The organism is Nordella sp. HKS 07 (genome assembly GCF_011046735.1).
GTDB lineage: Bacteria > Pseudomonadota > Alphaproteobacteria > Rhizobiales > Aestuariivirgaceae > Taklimakanibacter.
The window spans coordinates 4242416-4261684 of the sequence record NZ_CP049258.1; the positions used below are offsets into that span (position 1 = coordinate 4242416).

General features: G+C 64.1%; 18 protein-coding genes. 3 read left to right on the forward strand and 15 right to left on the reverse strand.

Features of this window, described 5'->3' with window-relative positions; translation table 11 throughout:
• Positions 1-9: 9 nt before the first annotated feature.
• The 7 genes from G5V57_RS20020 to G5V57_RS20050 form a co-directional block, all read right to left on the reverse strand.
• Positions 10-1071 (reverse strand): phosphotriesterase, encoded by a 1062-nt coding sequence (locus tag G5V57_RS20020; protein ID WP_165169317.1) that lies wholly within the window; start codon positions 1069-1071, stop codon positions 10-12.
• A gap of 10 nt (positions 1072-1081) precedes the next feature.
• Complete coding sequence (locus tag G5V57_RS20025; protein WP_165169318.1) at positions 1082-2086, reverse strand: ABC transporter permease; 1005 nt, start codon at positions 2084-2086, stop codon at positions 1082-1084.
• Complete coding sequence (locus G5V57_RS20030; RefSeq protein WP_165169319.1) at positions 2083-2868, reverse strand: ATP-binding cassette domain-containing protein; 786 nt, start codon at positions 2866-2868, stop codon at positions 2083-2085. Before G5V57_RS20030 ends, G5V57_RS20025 begins: the two co-directional genes overlap by 4 nt.
• Complete coding sequence (locus tag G5V57_RS20035) at positions 2865-3809, reverse strand: substrate-binding domain-containing protein (protein WP_246737294.1); 945 nt, start codon at positions 3807-3809, stop codon at positions 2865-2867. The genes G5V57_RS20030 and G5V57_RS20035 overlap by 4 nt, the downstream gene beginning before the upstream one ends.
• Positions 3810-3872: 63 nt before the next feature.
• Positions 3873-4907 carry a LacI family DNA-binding transcriptional regulator gene (locus G5V57_RS20040; protein WP_165169320.1) on the reverse strand — a complete coding sequence of 345 codons (1035 nt, stop codon included), beginning with the start codon at positions 4905-4907 and terminating at the stop codon, positions 3873-3875.
• A gap of 156 nt (positions 4908-5063) precedes the next feature.
• A complete protein-coding gene (locus G5V57_RS20045) occupies positions 5064-5891 on the reverse strand; it encodes a hypothetical protein (protein WP_165169321.1) in 828 nt (275 codons plus the stop codon).
• An 11-nt stretch (positions 5892-5902) separates the two neighbouring features.
• Positions 5903-6343 carry an abscisic acid-deficient protein Aba4 family protein gene (locus G5V57_RS20050; protein ID WP_165169322.1) on the reverse strand — a complete coding sequence of 147 codons (441 nt, stop codon included), beginning with the start codon at positions 6341-6343 and terminating at the stop codon, positions 5903-5905.
• 102 nt (positions 6344-6445) lie between these two features.
• Between G5V57_RS20050 and G5V57_RS20055 the strand changes: the two genes are divergently transcribed.
• Both G5V57_RS20055 and G5V57_RS34475 read left to right on the forward strand, forming a co-directional pair.
• Positions 6446-7039, forward strand: a complete 594-nt coding sequence (locus G5V57_RS20055; RefSeq protein ID WP_165169323.1) for a TetR/AcrR family transcriptional regulator — start codon at positions 6446-6448, stop codon at positions 7037-7039.
• 49 nt (positions 7040-7088) lie between these two features.
• The gene (locus G5V57_RS34475) at positions 7089-7190 is read left to right on the forward strand and encodes a hypothetical protein (RefSeq protein ID WP_371744560.1); all 102 of its coding nucleotides are present in this window, start codon (positions 7089-7091) and stop codon (positions 7188-7190) included.
• Positions 7191-7194: 4 nt separating this feature from the next.
• Here the strand turns inward: G5V57_RS34475 and G5V57_RS20065 are convergent, their stop codons facing one another.
• The 8 genes from G5V57_RS20065 to G5V57_RS20100 form a co-directional block, all read right to left on the reverse strand.
• Positions 7195-8682 carry a M81 family metallopeptidase gene (locus G5V57_RS20065; RefSeq protein WP_165169324.1) on the reverse strand — a complete coding sequence of 496 codons (1488 nt, stop codon included), beginning with the start codon at positions 8680-8682 and terminating at the stop codon, positions 7195-7197.
• A gap of 30 nt (positions 8683-8712) precedes the next feature.
• Complete coding sequence (locus tag G5V57_RS20070; protein WP_165169325.1) at positions 8713-9372, reverse strand: pyroglutamyl-peptidase I; 660 nt, start codon at positions 9370-9372, stop codon at positions 8713-8715.
• Positions 9369-10355, reverse strand: a complete 987-nt coding sequence (locus tag G5V57_RS20075) for an ABC transporter ATP-binding protein (protein ID WP_165169326.1) — start codon at positions 10353-10355, stop codon at positions 9369-9371. The genes G5V57_RS20070 and G5V57_RS20075 overlap by 4 nt, the downstream gene beginning before the upstream one ends.
• Positions 10348-11340, reverse strand: coding sequence for an ABC transporter ATP-binding protein (locus G5V57_RS20080; RefSeq protein WP_165169327.1), 993 nt, complete (start codon positions 11338-11340; stop codon positions 10348-10350). Before G5V57_RS20080 ends, G5V57_RS20075 begins: the two co-directional genes overlap by 8 nt.
• Entirely contained in the window at positions 11337-12233 is an 897-nt protein-coding gene (locus tag G5V57_RS20085) for an ABC transporter permease (protein WP_165169328.1), read from the reverse strand. Before G5V57_RS20085 ends, G5V57_RS20080 begins: the two co-directional genes overlap by 4 nt.
• Positions 12234-12238: 5 nt before the next feature.
• Complete coding sequence (locus tag G5V57_RS20090; RefSeq protein WP_165169329.1) at positions 12239-13189, reverse strand: ABC transporter permease; 951 nt, start codon at positions 13187-13189, stop codon at positions 12239-12241.
• A 45-nt stretch (positions 13190-13234) separates the two neighbouring features.
• Entirely contained in the window at positions 13235-14818 is a 1584-nt protein-coding gene (locus tag G5V57_RS20095; RefSeq protein WP_165169330.1) for an ABC transporter substrate-binding protein, read from the reverse strand.
• 207 nt (positions 14819-15025) lie between these two features.
• On the reverse strand, positions 15026-15550 hold the full coding sequence (locus G5V57_RS20100) for a winged helix DNA-binding protein (RefSeq protein WP_165169331.1): 525 nt from the start codon (positions 15548-15550) through the stop codon (positions 15026-15028).
• Between the two features lie 102 nt (positions 15551-15652).
• Here G5V57_RS20100 and G5V57_RS20105 point away from each other — a divergent pair, with 102 nt between their 5' ends.
• Positions 15653-19267: a hydantoinase B/oxoprolinase family protein gene (locus tag G5V57_RS20105; protein ID WP_165169332.1), complete on the forward strand. Its 3615-nt coding sequence runs from the start codon at positions 15653-15655 to the stop codon at positions 19265-19267.
• The last annotated feature ends 2 nt before the right edge of the window (positions 19268-19269 follow it).

Sequence of the window (19269 nt, forward strand, 5' to 3'; positions counted from 1 at the left end):
GGTCTCCTTTTATGCGGCGGCGAAAACGCGCCGGGGATTGTCGACAAGCATGGTGGTGATCTGTTCGTTGCTGACGCCGTGCCGCTTCAGCCGCTCGGCGAAATGGGTCACGACATAAGCGTAGCCGAAGCCACCATAGTGGCTGAGCATCATCTTCAGGAACACGTCCTGCGACAGCAGGATCTTTTCGAGGAAGCCCAGATCGATCAGCCGCTTGATGGCGCGCGCATTGTCCTCGTCCGACGGGCATTGCACCTGCTGGTCGGCATACCAGTAGTCCATGCCGATCATGTCATATTCGATAAAGGCGCCGCGCTTGGCGCAGGCCACCTGATAATCCACATCCTCGCCCGAGGGATTCATATGGCAAAGGACCGTGTGATCGAGGTCGCCGCCTTCCTCCGCGACGATGTCGAGCACGCGGCCGCCATGGCGGTACCAGGCCGGCAGATGCACCATGATCGGCAGCTTCGTGCGCGCCTGGGCCTGCGCCGCGCCGCGCAGCGACTTCTCTTCATCCGCCGTGAAATCGCCGGAGACGCCGATCTCGCCGATGAGGCCGATCTTCGCATCGGTGCCATCGACGCCGTCGAGCGCGTCGCGCACGATCTCGTCCGCCACATCCTTCTTGCTCATCGTCTTGAGTGCCGGCGGATGCGAGGCCTGCAGATAGTAGCCCGAGCCCATCACGATATGGAGGTCCGAGCCGGCCGAGATTTCGCGCAGCTTCTGCGGATTGCGGCCGATGCCGCGGCAGGTCGGATCGACCACCGTGCGTCCGCCGGCCTTCCTGAAGGGCGCCAGCTCGGCAATGGCGAGGCGATGGTCGTCGAGCCCGCAATTATGCAGATTGACGAAGGGATCCATGTGCAGCTCGCCGAGGATTCCGGCATGGACGGGCGCGGTCGCGAGATGCGCGCGTTCCGGCTCCTTGGGCGGGTTCCACCAGCAGCGACAGTCGTTGAGGAGATGCTCATGCATCAGCGTCACGCCCATCTCCGCCGCCTTGATCGGCCCGTTCACCGTCATCACCAGGCCGGAGCCGGTATGGGCTTGCGAGAGTTCTGTCATGGCAATGGCCTCAGTTTTTGCGCCGCGAGCCGCTGGCGAGGCGCGAGAACACCCGCGCATTGAGCCACACGGCGAGCAGGATGATCGAGCCGGTCACGATCTGGGTGAAGAAGGGCGAGACATGCGAGAGGATCAGCCCATTGCCGATCACGCCGATGGTAAGCGCCCCGAGCACCGTGCCGGCGATCGAGCCACGCCCACCCATCAGCGACGTGCCGCCCAGCACCACGGCGGCGATGACTTCGAGCTCGAAGCCCACTGCGGCATTGGAGCTGCCGGAGCCGAGCCGCGCTGCGATGATGATGCCGGCAAGTGCTGCGGCGACGCCGGTCAGCACATAGACCCAGAGAACGATGCGCTTGGTCGAGATGCCGGAGCGCCGGGCCGCTTCCTGATTGGCGCCGATGGCGGTGACATAGCGCCCGAAGCGCGTGCCCCAGAAGGTAATGAATCCGGCCGCGACGACAATAAAAGCGATCCAGGCCGGCGCCGGTACGCCGAGGAACCAGCCGCGGCCGATATTGACGAAGCCGAGATCTGTGGAGATCGGAATCGAGAAGCCTTCGGTCATGAGCAGCGCGATGCCGCGCAGAGCGGAAAGCCCGGCCAGTGTCACGATAAAGGCCTGGATGCCCTGATAGGCGATGAACCAGCCCTGCATCGCGCCGATGGCGGCGCCGAGCATCAGGAGCCCGATTACCGCCAGCGGCCAGGGCAGGCCCATCTGCAGGATGATGGCGCAGGAGGCATTGATGAGCGCCACCACCGAGCCGACCGAGAGGTCGATGCCGCCGGTCGTGATCACGAAGGTCATGGCGAGCGCGACGATCAGGATCGGTGCGGTCTGGCGCACCAGATTGAGGATGTTGCCGGTCGACAGGAAGACCGGGCTCGCGATCGAGAAGATCACCACCATGATGAGGAAGAAGCCGGCGATGGAGAGAAGCTGCGCGTGGGCGGCGAGCAGGTCGGCGAGGCGCGAGCCTTGTGGACGCGAGGAATAGGTGCTGGTCATGCCGCGGCTCCCAGGCCATGGCCCTTGCCGACAATCAGGCTGACGAGGTCGGTGAGGTCGGTCTCGGCGATCTTGCGCTCGGCCACTTTCAATCCTTCATACATGACGGTGATGCGGTCGCAGACCTTGAACAGGTCCTGCAGGCGGTGGGTGATCAGCACCACGGTGACGCCCTTGGCCTTGACGCGGTTGATGAGGTCGAGCACCGCTTCGACTTCCTTTACCGCAAGCGCCGATGTCGGCTCGTCCATGATGAGGACTTGCGGGTCGAAGGCGGCGGCGCGCGCGATGGCGATCGACTGGCGCTGGCCGCCCGACAACTGGGCGACAAGGGCGTCGAGATTGGGGATCTTGATTTCGAGCCGTTCCAGCATGGCGCGCGCGCCCTCGCGCATCGCCTTGCGGTTGAGGAACAGGCCGTTCATCGGTTCGCGGCCGAGAAACAGATTGCCCGCGACATCGATCGTGTCGCAGAGCGAGAGGTCCTGATAGACCATCTCGATATGGTGCTTGCGCGCATCCGCCGGCGTGGCGAAGCGCACCGGCGTGCCGTTGATGGCGATCGTGCCTTCGTCGGGCACGTAGGTGCCGGAGATGATCTTGGTGAGCGTCGATTTGCCGGCGGCATTGTCGCCGACGAGACCGACGCATTCACCCGGATAGAGGGCGAGATCGACGCCACGGATCGCCTCGACGCTGCCGAAACGTTTCTTGATGCCGCTGAGCGCGATGCGGGGAATGGGGGCGGCTGCCGCCGCCCCCTGGGAGTGTTTGGCGTTCATTTGAAAATGGCGCGGAAGGGTTCGACATTATCCTTGGTGACGATGGTGATCGGCACCGGAATGGTGGCCGGCACCGTCTCGCCCTTGGTGATCTTGACCAGCGCGTCGACGGCGGCGGCACCCATGCCGGCCGGATCCTGCTGCACCACGCCGACCACATAGCCGGCATCGATGCCCTTGATCGCCTGCGCGGTCAGGTCCCAGCCGAAGACCTTGATCTGGCCCTGCTTGCCCTGGCTCTCGACCGCGGCGACGGCGCCGAGCAAGGCCGGCTCGCCCGTGGCATAGATGGCGTTGAGATCGGGATTGGCGGTGATCAGGCTTTCGGCGGCGGAAAGGGCGGAGTCCTGCACGTTGCGGCCGTCGACCACGCCGGCCGTCGTGACGCCGGCATTCGTCTTCACCACATCCTCGAAGCCCTTCTGGCGGATGTTCTGGATGGTCGAGTTGAGCGCGCCGACGATGCCGAGCTTCGCTTTGCCGCCCATGTTGTCGGCGACATACTTGTTGAAGAACTCGCCCATCGCTTTGCCGGCGCCCGCATTGTCGACGCCGATCTGGGCCTTCTGCGGACCGGCGGGCAGTACCGCATCGACCGCGGTGACGGGAATGCCAGCGGCCGCCGCGGCATTGACCGCCGGCATGATGCCGTTGGTATCGATGGCGACGACGACGATGCCGGCGACCTTCTCTTGGATATAGGTCTCGATCGCGTTGTTCTGCGCCGCCGGGTCATTGTTGGCGTTGAAGATCACCAGTTTGACGCCGGCCGCGTCGGCCGCTTTCTGGGCGCCTTCGTTCATCTGCGTGAAGAACAGCGCCTGCTGGTTGATCTGTACCAGTGCGATGGTCTTCTCCTGCGCCTGGGCGGTGCCGAGCGACAGTGCCAAAGCGGCGCCGGCGGCGGACAGCATGATATTTCTGCGACTTATGCTCATCATACTTACTCTCCCTGTGATCGCGGCATGGGCGACGGCCCATGCTCACCGATGGTGGTGCGGGCGCTAGCCCGAGACATTCTCCTTGACGGGTGCGGCGACCGAGCCGCGCGCCACCAGCCGCACCGGCAGCCTGGTCGGCGCGCCGTCGAACTTCTCGCCATTGATCATGGCGATGAGGCGTTCGGCGCCGAGGCGGCCGAGATCGTCGATCGGCTGCGCGATCGACGTGAGCGGTGGCCCGAGCAGATCGTTGATCGGCATGCCGTCGAAGCCGACGAGCGAGACGTCGCGTGGAATGGCGATGCCCATTTGCCGCGCCGTGGTCATCACGCCGAGCGCAACCGCGTCGCTCCCGGCGAAGATGGCGGTGGGCAGGGGATCGAGCGCGAAAAGCCGCTCGGCGTCACGGGTCGCGGGCTCGACTTCATATTCGGTGCGGATATGCCAGCTCGGATCGGGCGTGACGCCCGCTTCGATGAGCGCCCGGCGCCAGCCTTGGGCGCGTTCGGCGGCGCTCATCACGCCCTTAGGCCCGCCGATATGGGCGATGCGGCGATGGCCATGGTCGAGAAGGTGACGGGTCGCGGCATAGCCGCCTGCCTCGTTTTCGACGAAGAAACGCGGCGCGTTGTCGCCGCCCGCCACATCCTCGTCGATGATGACGACACGGCCCGGCATGGCGCGGATGCGCTCGGCAAGGCGGCCGTCATCCTCGTGGTTGGTGATGAGCAGGAGCCCGTCGATATAGCCCGCCCGCAGACGATCGAAGCAGGCGAGTTCGCGTTCGATTCGGTTGCGCGACGACCAGATCATCACATCATGGCCGGAAGCGACGGCGACGCGCTCGGCCTCGCCGGCAAGCAGCGCGAAGAAGGCGTTGGAGATGTCGGGCACCACGATGCCGATGGCCTCGGCCTTGCCTTTGGACAGGCGGCGCGCCTGGGCATGCGGCTGGTAATCGAGCTCGCGCACGGCGGCTCGGATGCGCTCGCCGGTGACTTCCGGTAGCTCGAGCCCGCCATTCAGCCAGCGTGATACGGCGGTGGGCGAGACTTTCGCCCGCTTTGCGACATCCCCGATCGTGGCCTTCCTGGTCATCTGGCGGAGCTCTTTGTAAAGCGCTTTAGTAAAGCGTGTTACAAAACCGGTGGGCCGTCAAGAGGGGAGTCCACTTTAGCCGTGGACAATCATCTCCCGCGATCCTCAAAGGAGAGGAAAATCAGGTAGTTAGCCCGAAGTGCAGATGTCGTCCGATCACGGCGCGATGAATGGCCTGCCGGCGATCGCCTGGAAAAAGGTCAAGACGGTCAGCCCGGTCCAGAGTATGGCGCCCAGCGCGATCAGGCCGCGCGCTTGCAGACGGGTGAAGTCGCGAAACAGGAAGCCGAGAACCGGCAGCGCCTGCATGATGTGAAGTCCGAAGAAATGCGCGACTCGCAGATCACCGCCGGTGGTCGACCAGTGGAAGAAGGGAAGCCCTGTTGCATCGGTGAGATCTCCGCCGACCCAGCGTGCCCCCTGCTCGCTCATATAGGCGCCGGAGAGGGTGGCGAGCACGCCGGACAGCATGAAACCCAGTCCCGTCGCGAAAGCGAGCGAAGAGTCTGGTGCGCGCCTGAGGATGCGCCAGCCGAGGAAACTGGTCGTGACCGAAAGTGTCACGGCGCCCACGCCCATCAACATGTAGAAAGCCGATGCGATTACCGTCGTCTCATTGAAGTGCGAAGCCTCCCCGCGCGCCGCCCTGAACGTGATGTAGATCACCTCGCCGATTGCCGCGGCGACGACGATGATGCTTGTCATCCGGATGGCAGGCGTCTGCCGCTCCTGCGCCGGAAGCAAGGCCAGGCCCCAGGCGAGTGTCGCCATGTGAAGGCTGAGCGACAGAAAGAACTTGGCCGGCTTCTCCCAGACGCTGACGCCGTTGAAGAGGCGGTCATCGAAGAAGGTGCCGGCATAGAGGAGGACGAATAGTGTGAGGAAGGCGACCGCCGCATGCCACAGGAACGGCGACCCGGCGCTGCCGTGGCGCGTGATCCGCGGCAGCACGATCCGGGCAGTGGTCAATCCGGAGGTAGCCATCGACATACTCCCTAAGCAGCCGCCTTGGATTGGAGTCTCGGCCCGAGGACGCGCACTGCTTCAAAGGCCAGCCAGCCGATGGGCCCGAACAGGAAGGTCAGCGGCAGGATAGGAATGAGGGCGAGGCGTGGCAGGCCTTCGTCAAAGGTCCGGCGTGCGATGATGGCGCCGATCGCGAGATCGAAGGCGAGATAGTGCATCCAGCCGGCGAGCAGCAGCCAGGGATTGGCGAACAGCCGGGCGACATTGTCGAGGCTGTCATAGCCGCCGTCGGAGCCTGCCCAGAAGAGGGCGATGAGTCCGGCATAGGCCAAGGCGAGAAGGGCGGGAGCGACCCGCCCGGCAATGAGGTCGCGCAGCAACGCATTGTTGAAGGCGACGCCGGCCGCCAGGGCGGCCCATCCCGCCATCGCGGCAAAACCCGCCAGCGTGAACATGGTTTCGGGTGTCATATCCGGCTCCCATCTTGACAATGACAAGATATAGGTGGCAGAATCTTGTCACTGTCAAGACTGATTTTGACAGGGGCTGGGTTCATGGATAGGTAGGGACGCATGCCGACACGCAAACGACCCAAGTCCTATCACCATGGCGATCTGCGCGAGGCCCTGGTCGTGGCCGCCATCGCGCTTCTGGAAGAGAAGGGGCTGGCGAGCTTCACTCTGCGCGAATGCGCCCGTCGTGCCGGCGTGTCGCATGCCGCACCCGCCCATCATTTCGCCACTGCGGCCGATCTCCTGGCCGAGATCGCCGCGCGTGGTTTCGAGCGCTTCGTCGCCGCACTCGGCGAGGCGGCGGACGCGGAAAATGCAACGCCTGTGACGCGGCTTGCCGCGATGGGCCAGGCCTATGTCGCTTTCGCGCTCGCCAATCCCGCTATATATGGCCTCATGTTCCGGGGGAGCGCCGGCTCCCTGCAATCGCCGCATCTCAAATCCGCTTCGACGGCAGCCTGGCAACAATTATGCGATGCCGTCGCGGCGGCGCTCGGACCTCGCCGTCAGGATGAGGTCGTCGCCAAGGCGGCCGCCGTCTGGGCGCTGGTCCATGGGACGGCCACCCTCATGCTCGATTGCAAACTGCCGCCGGTCATGAATTCGCCGGCGCAGATTCCGTCATCGATATCGGGTCTCTTGCGTTCGTCGTGAGGCTTGCGCCAGCTGGGTCGCGCTTCCCGCCGATGTGGGCGAGGCCGCCGTGTTCCTCGCTTCCGACGACGCGCGCTACATCACCGGCCACATGCTTGTCATCGATGGCGGCATATTGGCGATCCAGAACAGCTGGTCGCCGCCGGCCTGACGGCTCAGGCATCGTCGAGCGGAAAGATCGGCCGGCGCAATCGGCGATAGGGAATGTTCGCGAGCGCGCTGCTGCATGGGCCCGGCGTCGCCACCGTGTAGCTGCCCCTGGCGATCGGATCGTAGGCGCGCCGATGCGCCACCGCCGCCTTGACGCCTATTGCCGTGAGCTTCTCCGGGATAATGCCTTGCGAGCGCAACTGCCCGAGATCGAAAGGCGGTGTCCTGCGGCTGGTGAGGAGAACGGTGACGCCGTCAATGCGCACCACGGCCGAAGGACCCATGCTAAAATGGATCCCCTGCGAGGCGGCGAGATGGCTGTTGCGGTCCTCGAGCGTGAAATTGCCGTCGCTGCGACTGACGAAGACCGCATCCGCATCAATAGGACCGGCGCCGAGCCGGCTGCCTTTGCCGCCGATGCTCAGGCGGCGCGTGTCGCCGGGCCTCGCCCCATCGAGCGCCGCCACGGCTGCCGCGTCGGCGATCGCCACCGCCGCATTCTTGAAGCCATGTTTGAGAAAGCCGCGCAGCACCGCGGTGTCGTCGCCTGGCGCGCCACCGCCGATATTGTCGGCGGGCTCGATCACGAGATAAGGCCCGCCGGATCTGCCCTTGATCTCGCTCAGCGCCGCGTCGAGGTTCCATTCCCGCGGCTGCCCAAATTCGCGAAGGGATACCGCGAGTTGCTCCAGCCGGTCGAGCGTCGCTTCGGCTTTGGCCGCCGGTCCCGTGGTGACCACCGAAAAGGCGACACCCGCTTCCGGCACATCGGAAAAAGAATAGCCGCCGATCACATTCGCGGCCCATATCTTCGGGTCTTCAGCTTCGATCCGGCGCGCTAGAGATTCGAGATCGCGCATCGGCACGTCCGCTGTGCCGGTACCCGTCGGCGCCCAGACGATCGGCACATTGCGCGCCAGCATATAGGGCCGGGTCTTCTCGACGAGAGAGCGCGCCAGGAGTTTCGCTGAGAGCACCGCGGCATCGCGCGCATCGACATGTGGGTTCTCGCGATAGGCGACGAGGCCATTGGCATGGCGCGCCATGGCGGCGGTGAAATTCGCATGGAGATCGAAGACGGCGAAGATCGGCAGATGCTCGGCGCCGGCGACGGCGCGCAAGCGCGCCAGAAGCTCGCCTTCGGGATCGAGGCAATCGGTCGTGACCATGGCGCCATGCAGGGCCAGCCAGATCCCGTCGAGTCCCTGGGCGAGGGCAGGCTTGAGCGTCCGCGCGAGATCCGCCCAGAAGCTCTCGAACACGTCATGAGCCACGATGCCGGAGGGAAGGGCGGTATAATCCGAGGCCGGGACGACGTCCCATCCTTGCGCCTCGGCCACCTCGAGAAAACCGTCGACGGTCGATCCGTCGCCGCGCCGCGCCAGAACGTCATCGCCCCGGCGGATGGCGAAGTCGGCCATTCGGGTCACGTCTTCGGTGAAGCTGTGCGTCTCATGGAAGAGACCGGCGAGGAGGATGCGCGGCGCTCTCATTCTAATTCCGAATGATCTGGACAGCACAGCTCAATAGTTGAGGACCGGTGCCTGGCTATCCTGGGTCGTGCGGATCGATATGCTGATGGCGCTCTTCACAGCCTCGGCCATCAGCTCGATGCTCATCGACGGCATCTCGGTCAGGGGGTAGCGCTGTAGAGCGGCAAGGCGCGGATGGGCCGGCACGTGAATAAAGCCCGCGCGCGTCTTCATGCCCTTCTTCTCTATGAGATGCAGCACCGTATACATCATCTGATTGCACAGATAGGTCGAAGGCGAGTTCGAGATCTTCGCCGGGATACCGCCTTCGCGCAGTTGCTCGGCGATCAGCTTGACCGGCAACGTCGCCATGTGGGCGGCAGGCCCCTCGGTGAAGACGGGTACGCCGCCATGCTGGACACCGACATTATCGGGGACGGGAAAGTCCATCACATTGGCGGCGATGCGCTCGACTGCGATGACGGAGAGCCCCGCCGCCAGACCCAGGCTGATCCATAGATCGGGTTTCACCTCGTCGAGCGTCTTCGAGGTGATATCGGCGATCCTGTCGGATTCGACCGGCAGCCGAACCAGCGTAAGCTCGCCGTCGATGTCATTTGCGGCGTGCAATTGATCGAGCACCTGAAGGGTAGGATTCTCGATGCCATGCTCCCAGGGCTCGAAGCCGGTTACGACGATCTTGGCGGTCATGGTCTTGGATCTCCTTGCTGACGGTCTGGCTCGTTCAGGAAGCAGGCGGCGCGCTGTCCGCCTTCGAGGTCGATCAGGAGCGGCACCTGCCGGCCGCAGGGCTCGAAACGATAGGGGCAGCGCGCCTCGAAAGCGCACCCACCCGAGACCACCGCCGTGACACTGTCCCCTTCGATCAGCCCCAGATTCTTGACCCGCATCTGGCGCGGATCGGCGACCGGAATGGCGCTGAGCAGCGCCTTCGTATAGGGATGGCGCGGCCGGTCGCATACGGTCTGGGAGGGACCGATCTCCACGATGCGGCCGAGATACATGACCGCGATACGGTCACAGATGCGTTTGACCACGCTCAGATCGTGCGAGATGAAGATGTAGGAGAGGCCGAACTTCTGCTGCAGATCGAGAATGAGGCGCAGGATCTGGGCCCGGATGGAGACGTCGAGCGCCGAGACCGCTTCGTCGAAGATGACGATTTCGGGTTTGAGGATCAGCGCCCGGGCGATGGCGATGCGCTGGCATTGCCCGCCGGAGAATTCATGCGGATAGCGGTCTTCATCCGCCGCGCGCAACCCCACCAGCTCCAGTAATTGCCGCGCCTCGTCGCGCCGCGACTGCTTCGTGCCCAGCCCTTGCAGGCGCATCGGCTCGGCGATGTTCACGCCGACCGTCATGCGCGGATTGAGCGACGACAGCGCATCCTGGAAGACAATCTGGATGCGCCGCCGCATAACCCGCTGCCGCTCGCGCGACGCCTGGAGGAAATCCTCGCCGGCAATCTTCACCACACCCTGGTCGGCCTCGATGAGTGACAGGATGAGGCGCGACAGAGTAGACTTTCCACAGCCGCTTTCTCCGACGAGACCCAGCGTCTCGCCGCGCGCCAGAGTGAGGCTCGCATCAGCCACCGCCTGCACACTTCGCGCTTTGCCACGGGCGGGAAAGCTCTTGATGAGGCGGGCGACTTCGAGAAGCATCTCAGCCATGGACTGCCTCCTCCCGAACGAGCAGGCAGGCGACATCGTGGGCGGCGGATACCGCCCGAAGCTCCGGATCCCGGCGTCGGCATTCAGCGCGCACCATCGGGCAGCGCGGCGCGAAGCGGCAACCCGGTTGCGGTTCCTTCAGATCGGGCGCCATGCCCTGGATCGGCTCGAGCGGCGCCTGGCGGTCATTCATGCCTTCGACGCAGGCGAGCAGCGCCTTGGTATAGGGATGGCGCGGCGCATGAAACAGCGTGTCGACATCGGCGCGTTCGACGATCCGGCCGGCATACATGACGATGGCATCGTCGGCCATGGCGGCGACGACGCCGAGATCATGCGTGATCAGCAGCAGCGAGGCATGCATGGCCTGCTGCAGATCGTAGAGAAGGCGCAGGATTTTGGCCTGGACCGTGACGTCCAGCGCCGTCGTGGGTTCATCGGCGATGATGATTTCAGGTGAACAGCTGATCGCGGCGGCGATCAGCGCGCGCTGGCGCATGCCGCCGCTGAAATGATGGGGATAATCGTGGACGCGCCGGGCCGCGTCGGAAACGCCGACACGGGTCAAAAGATCAATGGCGCGCTGCTCGGCTTGCGAGCGCGAGAGATCGGTATGGGCGAGCAGCGTCTCGGCGATCTGGGTGCCGATCGGCAGCAGGGGATTGAGCGACGTCATCGGGTCCTGGAACACCATGCCGATGCGGCGCCCACGCACATCGGCCATCTCCGTCTCGCTGAGGTGGGTTAGATCCACACCGGCGAGCTTGACCTCCCCGCCGATCACCTCACCGGGCGGCTCGAGCAGCTGCATGAGCGACAGAGCGGTGGCCGACTTGCCGCAGCCCGATTCACCCACCAGGGCTGTGGTGCGCCCGCGGCGGAGATTGAAGCTCACCCCATCGACGACAGTCACGCCGGTGCGCGCGTCGCCGAAGCGCGTCGTGAGATCATTCACCTCGAGGGTGATGTCGCTGGCACCGCTCATCGCCGGATCGACCTCGGATCAAGCGCGTCGCGGATTCCGTCGCCCAGGAAGTTGAAGGCGAGCGAGACGAGGAGGATGAGGAGGCCGGGCAGGACAGTGACATGCGGCGCCCGGCGCAGCACAACGCGGCCTTCGGCGACCATGGCGCCCCAATCCGCCGTCGGCGGCTGAACGCCGAGGCCGAGGAAGCTCAAGCCCGAACCGACGACGATCATCAGGCCCATCAGCGTCGTCGCATAGACGATGACGGGGCTGAACACATTGGGCAGGAGATAGCGCAACATGATGCTGGCCGGCGAGCCACCGGCGGCGCGGGCCGCCTCGATATAGGGCATCGCCGCGACCTCCTGTGTAGCAGTGCGGGCGAGCCGGGCGAAATAGGGGATCAGGATCACGGTGATCGAGATGATCTCGGTCGAGGCGCCGGGCTGCATGGCGCCGGCGATGGCGATGGCGAGCAGCACCATCGGAAAGGCGAAGACCACATCGAGACAACGCATGATCGCGTGGTCGGTGAGGCCGCGCGTGTAACCCGCCATGAGGCCGAGCGCCAGGCCGATGGCGCTCGCGGTCAGCGTCGGGATGATGCCGACGAGCAGCGAGATGCGACCGCCATAGAGGAGACGGGCAACCATGTCGCGCCCCTGCTGGTCCGTGCCGAGCAGATAGCCTTCGGTGCCGATCGGAACATAGCGGGAGAGATTGTCGGCGTCATAGGGCCCGTGCACGCTGATCAGGGGGGCGAAGAGCGTCGCGAGAAGGACGATGATCAAAAATGTCGCGGCGATCACCGCTGTCCAGTTGCGGCAGAAGGCCTTGAGGCGCCAGAAGCGCCGCGCCGATTTGGCCGGCGCCTGCAGAGGTCTTGCTTCATCGAGACTGGGGCTCGTCATCGCCGTCACGCCTCGCGCAGCCGGGGATCGATCATCGCATTGATGACATCGACCACGATATTGGTGAGAACGAAGGTGAGGGCGATCAGCAGGGTCGTTGCCTGCAGCACCGGGATATCGCGGGCGGTGATCGAGTCATAGAGCAGCGAACCCAGGCCCGGCCAGGCGAAGACGACTTCGGTGAGGAGCGCGCCGCCGAGGAGATAGCCGAGCTGCAGACCGGTGATGGTGGTGATCGAAGGCAGCGCGTTGAGGATGACATGGCGGCGCAGCAGTGATGCCCGCCTTATGCCTTTGGCGCGCGCCACCCGGACATGCGGGCGGCGAAGTGTCTCGATGAGGCTGGCGCGCGCGATGCGGGTGATGATTGCAGCCGGACCGAGTGCCGCTGTGATCGCCGGCAGGATCAGATGCTCGAGGAGATCGACGAGGCCGCCATCGCCCGCCATGTCCTCCATGCCGGAGACCGGCAGCCATTTGAGCTTGATGGCGAAGAGCAGCACCAGCATCAGCCCGAGCCAGAATTCGGGTGCGCTGCCGGCGAGCAGGCTCACCGACATGGCGGTCCGATCGAAGGGGGAGTTGGCTCTGAGCGCCGCGAACATGCCGATCGAATAGCCGATGATCATGGCGAGGAGGAGCGCGGCGCTGGTGAGGATCAGCGTATTCACGAAGCGCGGCAGGACGAGCTTGGTCACCGGAATCTGAGTGGCGATCGATGTGCCGAAATCGCCGCCCAGCGTGCGCTTGAGCCACGCCGCATACTGGATGGGTATGGGGCGGTCGAGGCCGAGCGTTTGCCTGAGTTCCTGCTTGGCCTCTTCCGTGGCCTGTGGCCCGAGAAGTGCTGTGGCGGAATCGCCGGGTGTCAATTGGACCAGAAGAAAGATCACAATCGACACGCCGAATATCACCGGGACGATGCCGAGAAGACGTCTGGCGATGAACGATCCCATATGCGCCCTTGCAGATCGGCCGCCTTTTGGGCGGCCGGCCTTCCGCTATTCCACCGACACGATGGAGAGATCGTACCAGTCTTCCGGCGGGTTGACGAAGCCTTTGACGCTGGGCGCCGTGATGATCGGCTGCAGGTCATCGACCAGCGGAACGAAGGCCGCGTCGTCCATGATGATGCGGTTTGCTTTCTGGTAGATCTCCTTGGCCTTGACCGGATCGCGCTCGAGGATCGCCTGGTCAAGCAGCTTGTCGACCTCCGGATTGCAGTAGTAGCCGGAATTGATGCCGCCGGGCGGGGCCGAGTCGCAGCGCGACACAATGTCGATCCAGGATGGCGTCGACATACCCCAGCCAATCTCGTTCATGGCGACGTCCTCGGGCATGCCGCCGGCCCATTTGCCGAGATAGGTCACCCATTCATACTTGCGCAGTTCGACGTCGATACCGACCTTCTTGAGATCGCGCTGGATCCAGGTCTCGACGACCTCGCCGGTGCCATATTGCGGCACCTCGAATATGAGCTTGAGATCTTTCACCCCGGCCTCCGCGAGGAGCTTCTTGGCGCCTTCCGGATCATAGGAAAAGCTCTTGAAGTTGGGATCATAAGCATCGGTGCCGGGCGACAGCATGCCATATTCGGCACGGCCCGTGCCGCGATAGATCTCCTTCGCTATGCCTTCCCGGTCGATGGCCATATTGATGGCCTTGCGCACCCGGATATCTTTCAGCGCCGGATTTTTGAAGTTGAGATGGATGAAGTTGATATAGGGAACATTCTTGTTGGTTGAAACCTGGAAGCCGGCCGCGGCCAGGCGCTCGATCTCGTCCCAGGGCGGGGTGGTAATCATGTGGATCTCGCCGTTTTCCAGCGCGTTAATGCGCGTGGCGGGATCCTGCAGAGGCCGGAAGATCACCTTGGCGAGCTTGGCCTTGTTGCCCCAATAGTCATCATTACGCTCGAGCACTGTTTTCACGCCCTGGTCGCGCTCGACGAATTTGAAGGGGCCAGTGCCGATCGGATGCGCGACAATGCCTTCATTGCCGTATTTCTTGACTGCCGTCGGACTGATCATCAGGGGCTGGCCGTAGCTCTGCAGGCCCTGGCGCAACCACTGATAGTTGGGTGCCTTGAGGGTGACGCGCACTGTCATCGGATCGATGACCTCGACGCTCTTGATCCATTTCGTATAGGCGATGACGAAGGCCTTAGCCTTCTTGTAGAAATTCGGCGAGCTCTCATCCCAGAACCGCTCGAAATTGAATTTCACCGCTTCGGCATCGAAGGGCGTGCCGTCATGGAACTTGACGCCCTCGCGCAGATGGAATGTGTATTGGAGGCCGTCATCCGAGATGGTCCAGGATTTGGCGAGTCCCGGCACGAGTTCAGGCGTCGGCACGTCCGCCTTGGTGAGATCCTCCTTAACCAGCCCCTCGAAGATCTGATAGGTGACCTGATAGGTGCTCCATCCGCCTGTTGCGTGCGGATCGAGCGTATCGGTCTCGGCCGGCATGCCCCAGATCAGTGTACCGCCGCTTTGCGCGAGTGTGGTGAGCGGCGTGAGCGCCAAAGTGCCCGCCGAGAAGGCGAGGGCTAGGGCGAAACGGCGAAATGTCTGATGATAAGACAAGGCGACCCTCCTGTAATTGTTGTTTTTGTCGACCCATGGCGAGGGAATCCGCAGGACTTTTACCCAACTCGTCCGGCGCTGAACCATCCCATAAGCAGGTTTTTTAATTTTTATCGACGAAACGTTGTCAAATCGTCAGAGGGGAGTCAAGCGGCTTTCGCAACGGCCTCCGCCGACTTCACGGCGAGGTGAGCGGCAGATGTCGCGTCAGAGCGAGGCGGCGGCGCGCGCGGCCTGGTCGTAGTGTCCGGACAGAGCCCGCATCTGCGCCGCGATCCGCGACAGGCTTTGCTGATCGAGCCCGATCGTGCCGACCGAGCGGACCAGCAGCGCCTCGCGGATCTCGTGATAGCGCTGGCAGGCGCGCGCCCCGGTCGCCGTCACCGAGACGAGCTTCTCCTTGCCCTGCTTGTGGCTCGCCACCAGCTTGAGGCGTGCCAGCTTCTTGATGGCGTAGCTGACGACATGGGTATCCTCGATGTTGAGCACCAGGCAGATATCCGCCATCCGCTTCGGCTTGTTGCGGTGATAGACCGAATGCAGGACGAGGACGTCGATTGGCGACATATCGGGCACCCCGGCGGCGGCCATGCAGCGCACCATCCAGCGGTCGAAGGCATGCGCCACGATGATCGAGCCGAACTCGAATTCAGACAGTGCCGGCATGGCACCGGCGGCGAGATGGGCCGACGAGACGATCGGGACATTGAACTCGTTGGTGGGGTCGACCATGGGAGAATCCTCGCGCTGAGCAATAACTCTATCTCTACGTGCGAAACTATTGGCCGTCCATATTGACATTTTATCGATATATCGTGCTTATAATGTCAGAGAATGAAGGAGACAGACTTGGGTAAGTGGGAATTCTGGATCGATCGTGGTGGAACTTTCACTGATGTGGTGGCGCAAGATCCGCAAGGCGGGCTCCATGTCAGGAAGCTTCTGTCCGACAATCCAGAGGCGTATCCCGATGCCGCATTGCAGGGGATCCGGGAGTTTCTCGGAGTCGCGACCGTCGATCCTATCCCGGCCGGGAAGATCGCGACGGTGAAGATGGGCACCACTGTGGCCACCAATGCGCTTCTTGAGCGCAAGGGTGATCGCACCCTTCTTCTCATCACCCGCGGCTTTCGCGATGCGCTGAGCATCGGCTATCAGGCCCGCCCCGATATTTTCGCGCAGGCGATCGTCAAGCCCGAGCAACTCTATGAAAGGGTTAGCGAGGTCGCCGAACGCGTGCGGGCCGACGGGACCGTCGAAACGCCTCTCGGTCTCGCCGGTGCGCGCCGTGACCTGGAAGCGGCCTTTGCCGCGGGAATCCGCGCCTGCGCGATCGTCTTCATGCACGGCTATCGCTATCCCGACCACGAGAAGCAGGTAGCGGACCTCGCGCGCCAAGTGGGCTTCACGCAAGTTTCCGCCTCTCATCTCGTGAGCCCGATGGTCAAGCTGGTCGGGCGGGGTGACACGACGGTGGTCGACGCCTATCTGTCCCCGATCCTCCTGCGTTATGTCGACCGCGTCGCCGCCGAGCTCGGTGGTGCCGAGAGCGGCTGCCGCCTGATGTTCATGACGTCATCGGGCGGCCTCACCGCGGCCGGACTTTTCCAGGGCCGCGATGCCATTCTCTCAGGCCCCGCCGGCGGCGTCGTCGGCTGCATCGAGACGGCGCGCCGGGCCGGCATCGATCAGGTGATCGGCTTCGACATGGGCGGCACCTCGACCGACGTGTCGCATTTCGCCGGCGAGTACGAACGCACATTCGAGACCGAGGTGGCCGGCACGCGGGTCAGGGCGCCGATGATGCTGATCCACACCGTTGCCGCCGGCGGCGGTTCGATCCTGCATTTCGACGGTTCCCGCTTCACGGTGGGGCCGGATTCGGCCGGCGCCAATCCGGGGCCCGCCGCCTATCGCCGCGGCGGCCCGCTGACCGTGACCGACGCCAATGTCATGCTGGGCAAGCTGCAGCCCGAATTGTTCCCGGCGATTTTCGGCGCCGGGCGCGACCAGCCGCTCGACCGCGAGGGCGTGCGCGCGCAATTTGCCGCGCTCGCCTGCGACGTTGGAACCGGCATGAGCGCCGAGCAGGTGGCGGACGGGTTCATTCGCATCGCGGTGGAGAACATGGCGGCGGCGGTGAAGAAGATCTCCGTCCAGCGCGGCTATGACGTCACCCGCTATGCGCTGCAATGTTTCGGCGGCGCGGGTGGCCAGCATGCCTGCCTGGTCGCCGATGCCCTTGGCATCGAGACCGTGCTCGTGCATCCCATGTCCGGCGTTCTCTCGGCCTATGGCATGGGCCTGGCCGATATTCGCGCCGTTCGCCAGCGCACCTTGCATGCGCCCTTCGCACAGGAAGGCCTCGCCGAGGCAGCAGTCGTGCTCGATGGCCTCGCCGGCGAGGCGATTGCCGAGGTCCTGGCCCAGGGCGTCGCCGAAGTGGACATCACGGTCAGCCGGCAGGCGCATCTGCGCTATGCCGGAACCGACACGGCGCTCGCCGTTCCCTTCGGCCCGCTGACTGAAATGGTGGCCGCCTTCGAGACCGCCCACCGCACCCGCTTCGGCTTCATCGATGAGACCAACGAGATTGCCTTCGATGCCCTGTTCGCCGAGGCGATCGGCGGCGGACGCACGATCGCCGAGGCGGAGGCGGCCGCGCCTGCCGCCGAAGCAAAGCCGTCTCAGGCGACGCAATTCTATTCGCAAGGCGAGGGGCATCAGGCGGGCGTCTATTTTCGCGCCGATTTGAAGCCCGGCCACATCATCGCCGGACCGGCACTGCTGATCGAGCCGCATCAGACCATCGTCGTGGAAGCGGGATGGCGCGCTTGCATCACCGGCCGCGACCATGTCCTCATGCAGCGCGCGATACCCATGCGCCGCGCCGCGCCGACCGGCACGACCGCCGATCCCGTTCTCCTGGAAGTCTTCAACAATCTCTTCATGTCGATCGCCGAGCAGATGGGATTGACGCTGCAGAACACTGCCTATTCCGTGAACATCAAGGAGCGGCTCGATTTTTCCTGTGCCGTCTTCGACCACGAGGCGGCGCTCGTCGCCAATGCGCCGCATGTGCCGGTGCATCTGGGCTCGATGGACATGTCGGTGCGCAGCGTCATTCAGGCCTTTGGCGACGCGATCGCGCCCGGCGATGTTTTCGCGCTGAACGCGCCCTATAATGGCGGAACGCATCTCCCCGATATCACCGTGGTGACGCCCGTCTTCGCCGAGGATGGCAGCATCCTGTTTTTCGTCGCCTCGCGCGGCCATCATGCCGACATCGGCGGCACGGCACCTGGCTCCATGTCGCCGCGCGCCAGGACCATCGAGGAAGAGGGCGTCTATATCGACAATTTCAAGCTGGTGGACCGCGGCCGCTTCCGTCAAAGCGAGCTCGAGCGCCTGCTGACGAGCGGTCGTTATCCGGTCCGCAATGTGGTGCAGAATGTCAACGACCTGAAGGCGCAGATTGCCGCCAACGAGCGCGGCGCCGCCGAATTGCGCAAGATGGTCAACCATTTCGGCCTCGACGTGGTTCATGCCTATATGAAACATGTGCAGGACAATACGGCCGAGAGCGTGGCGCGCGCCATTGTCGGCCTGTCCGACGGTGAGTTCACCTACGAGATCGATCAGGGTAGCGTGATCCGTGTCCGCATCTGCGTCGACCGGGCAGCGCGCGAGGTGACGGTCGACTTCACCGGGACATCGGCGCAGCGCGACGACAATTTCAACGCGCCGACCCCGGTCGCGCGCGCCGCCGTGCTTTATGTCTTCCGGGTGCTGGTCAATGCCGCCATCCCGATGAATGCCGGCTGCCTGCGGCCGGTGAAGATGGTGATTCCGGAGGGCACGATGTTGTCGCCCGTTTATCCGGCCGCCGTCGTCGCCGGCAATGTCGAGGTGAGCCAGGCGGTAACCAACTGCCTGTTCGGCGCGCTCGGCATCATGGCGGCCGCGCAGGGGACCATGAACAATCTCACTTTCGGCAATGCCAAATATCAATATTACGAGACGATCTGCTCCGGCGCGCCGGCCGGACCCGGCTTCGACGGCGCCGACGGCGTTCATACCCACATGACCAATTCGCGTCTCACCGACCCTGAGATCCTCGAGCTGCGCTATCCGGTGTTGCTGGAGGATTTCCACATCCGCGAGAACTCGGGCGGCAAAGGGCGCTGGTCTGCCGGCGACGGTACCGAGCGCACGATCAGATTCCTGGAGGCGATGGAATGCGCCATTCTCTCCGGCCATCGGCGTGTGCGGCCTTTCGGATTGAAGGGGGGCGAGCCTGGCCAGCTTGGCGTGAACATGGTGCGCCGCCGCGACGGCTCTCATGAAATCCAGTCCGGCTGCTGCCAGGTCAGCCTTGAAGCGGGGGACGCGATCATCCTACGCACCCCGACGGGTGGCGGCTATGGCGATCCGTCGGAGCGGGCCTAGCC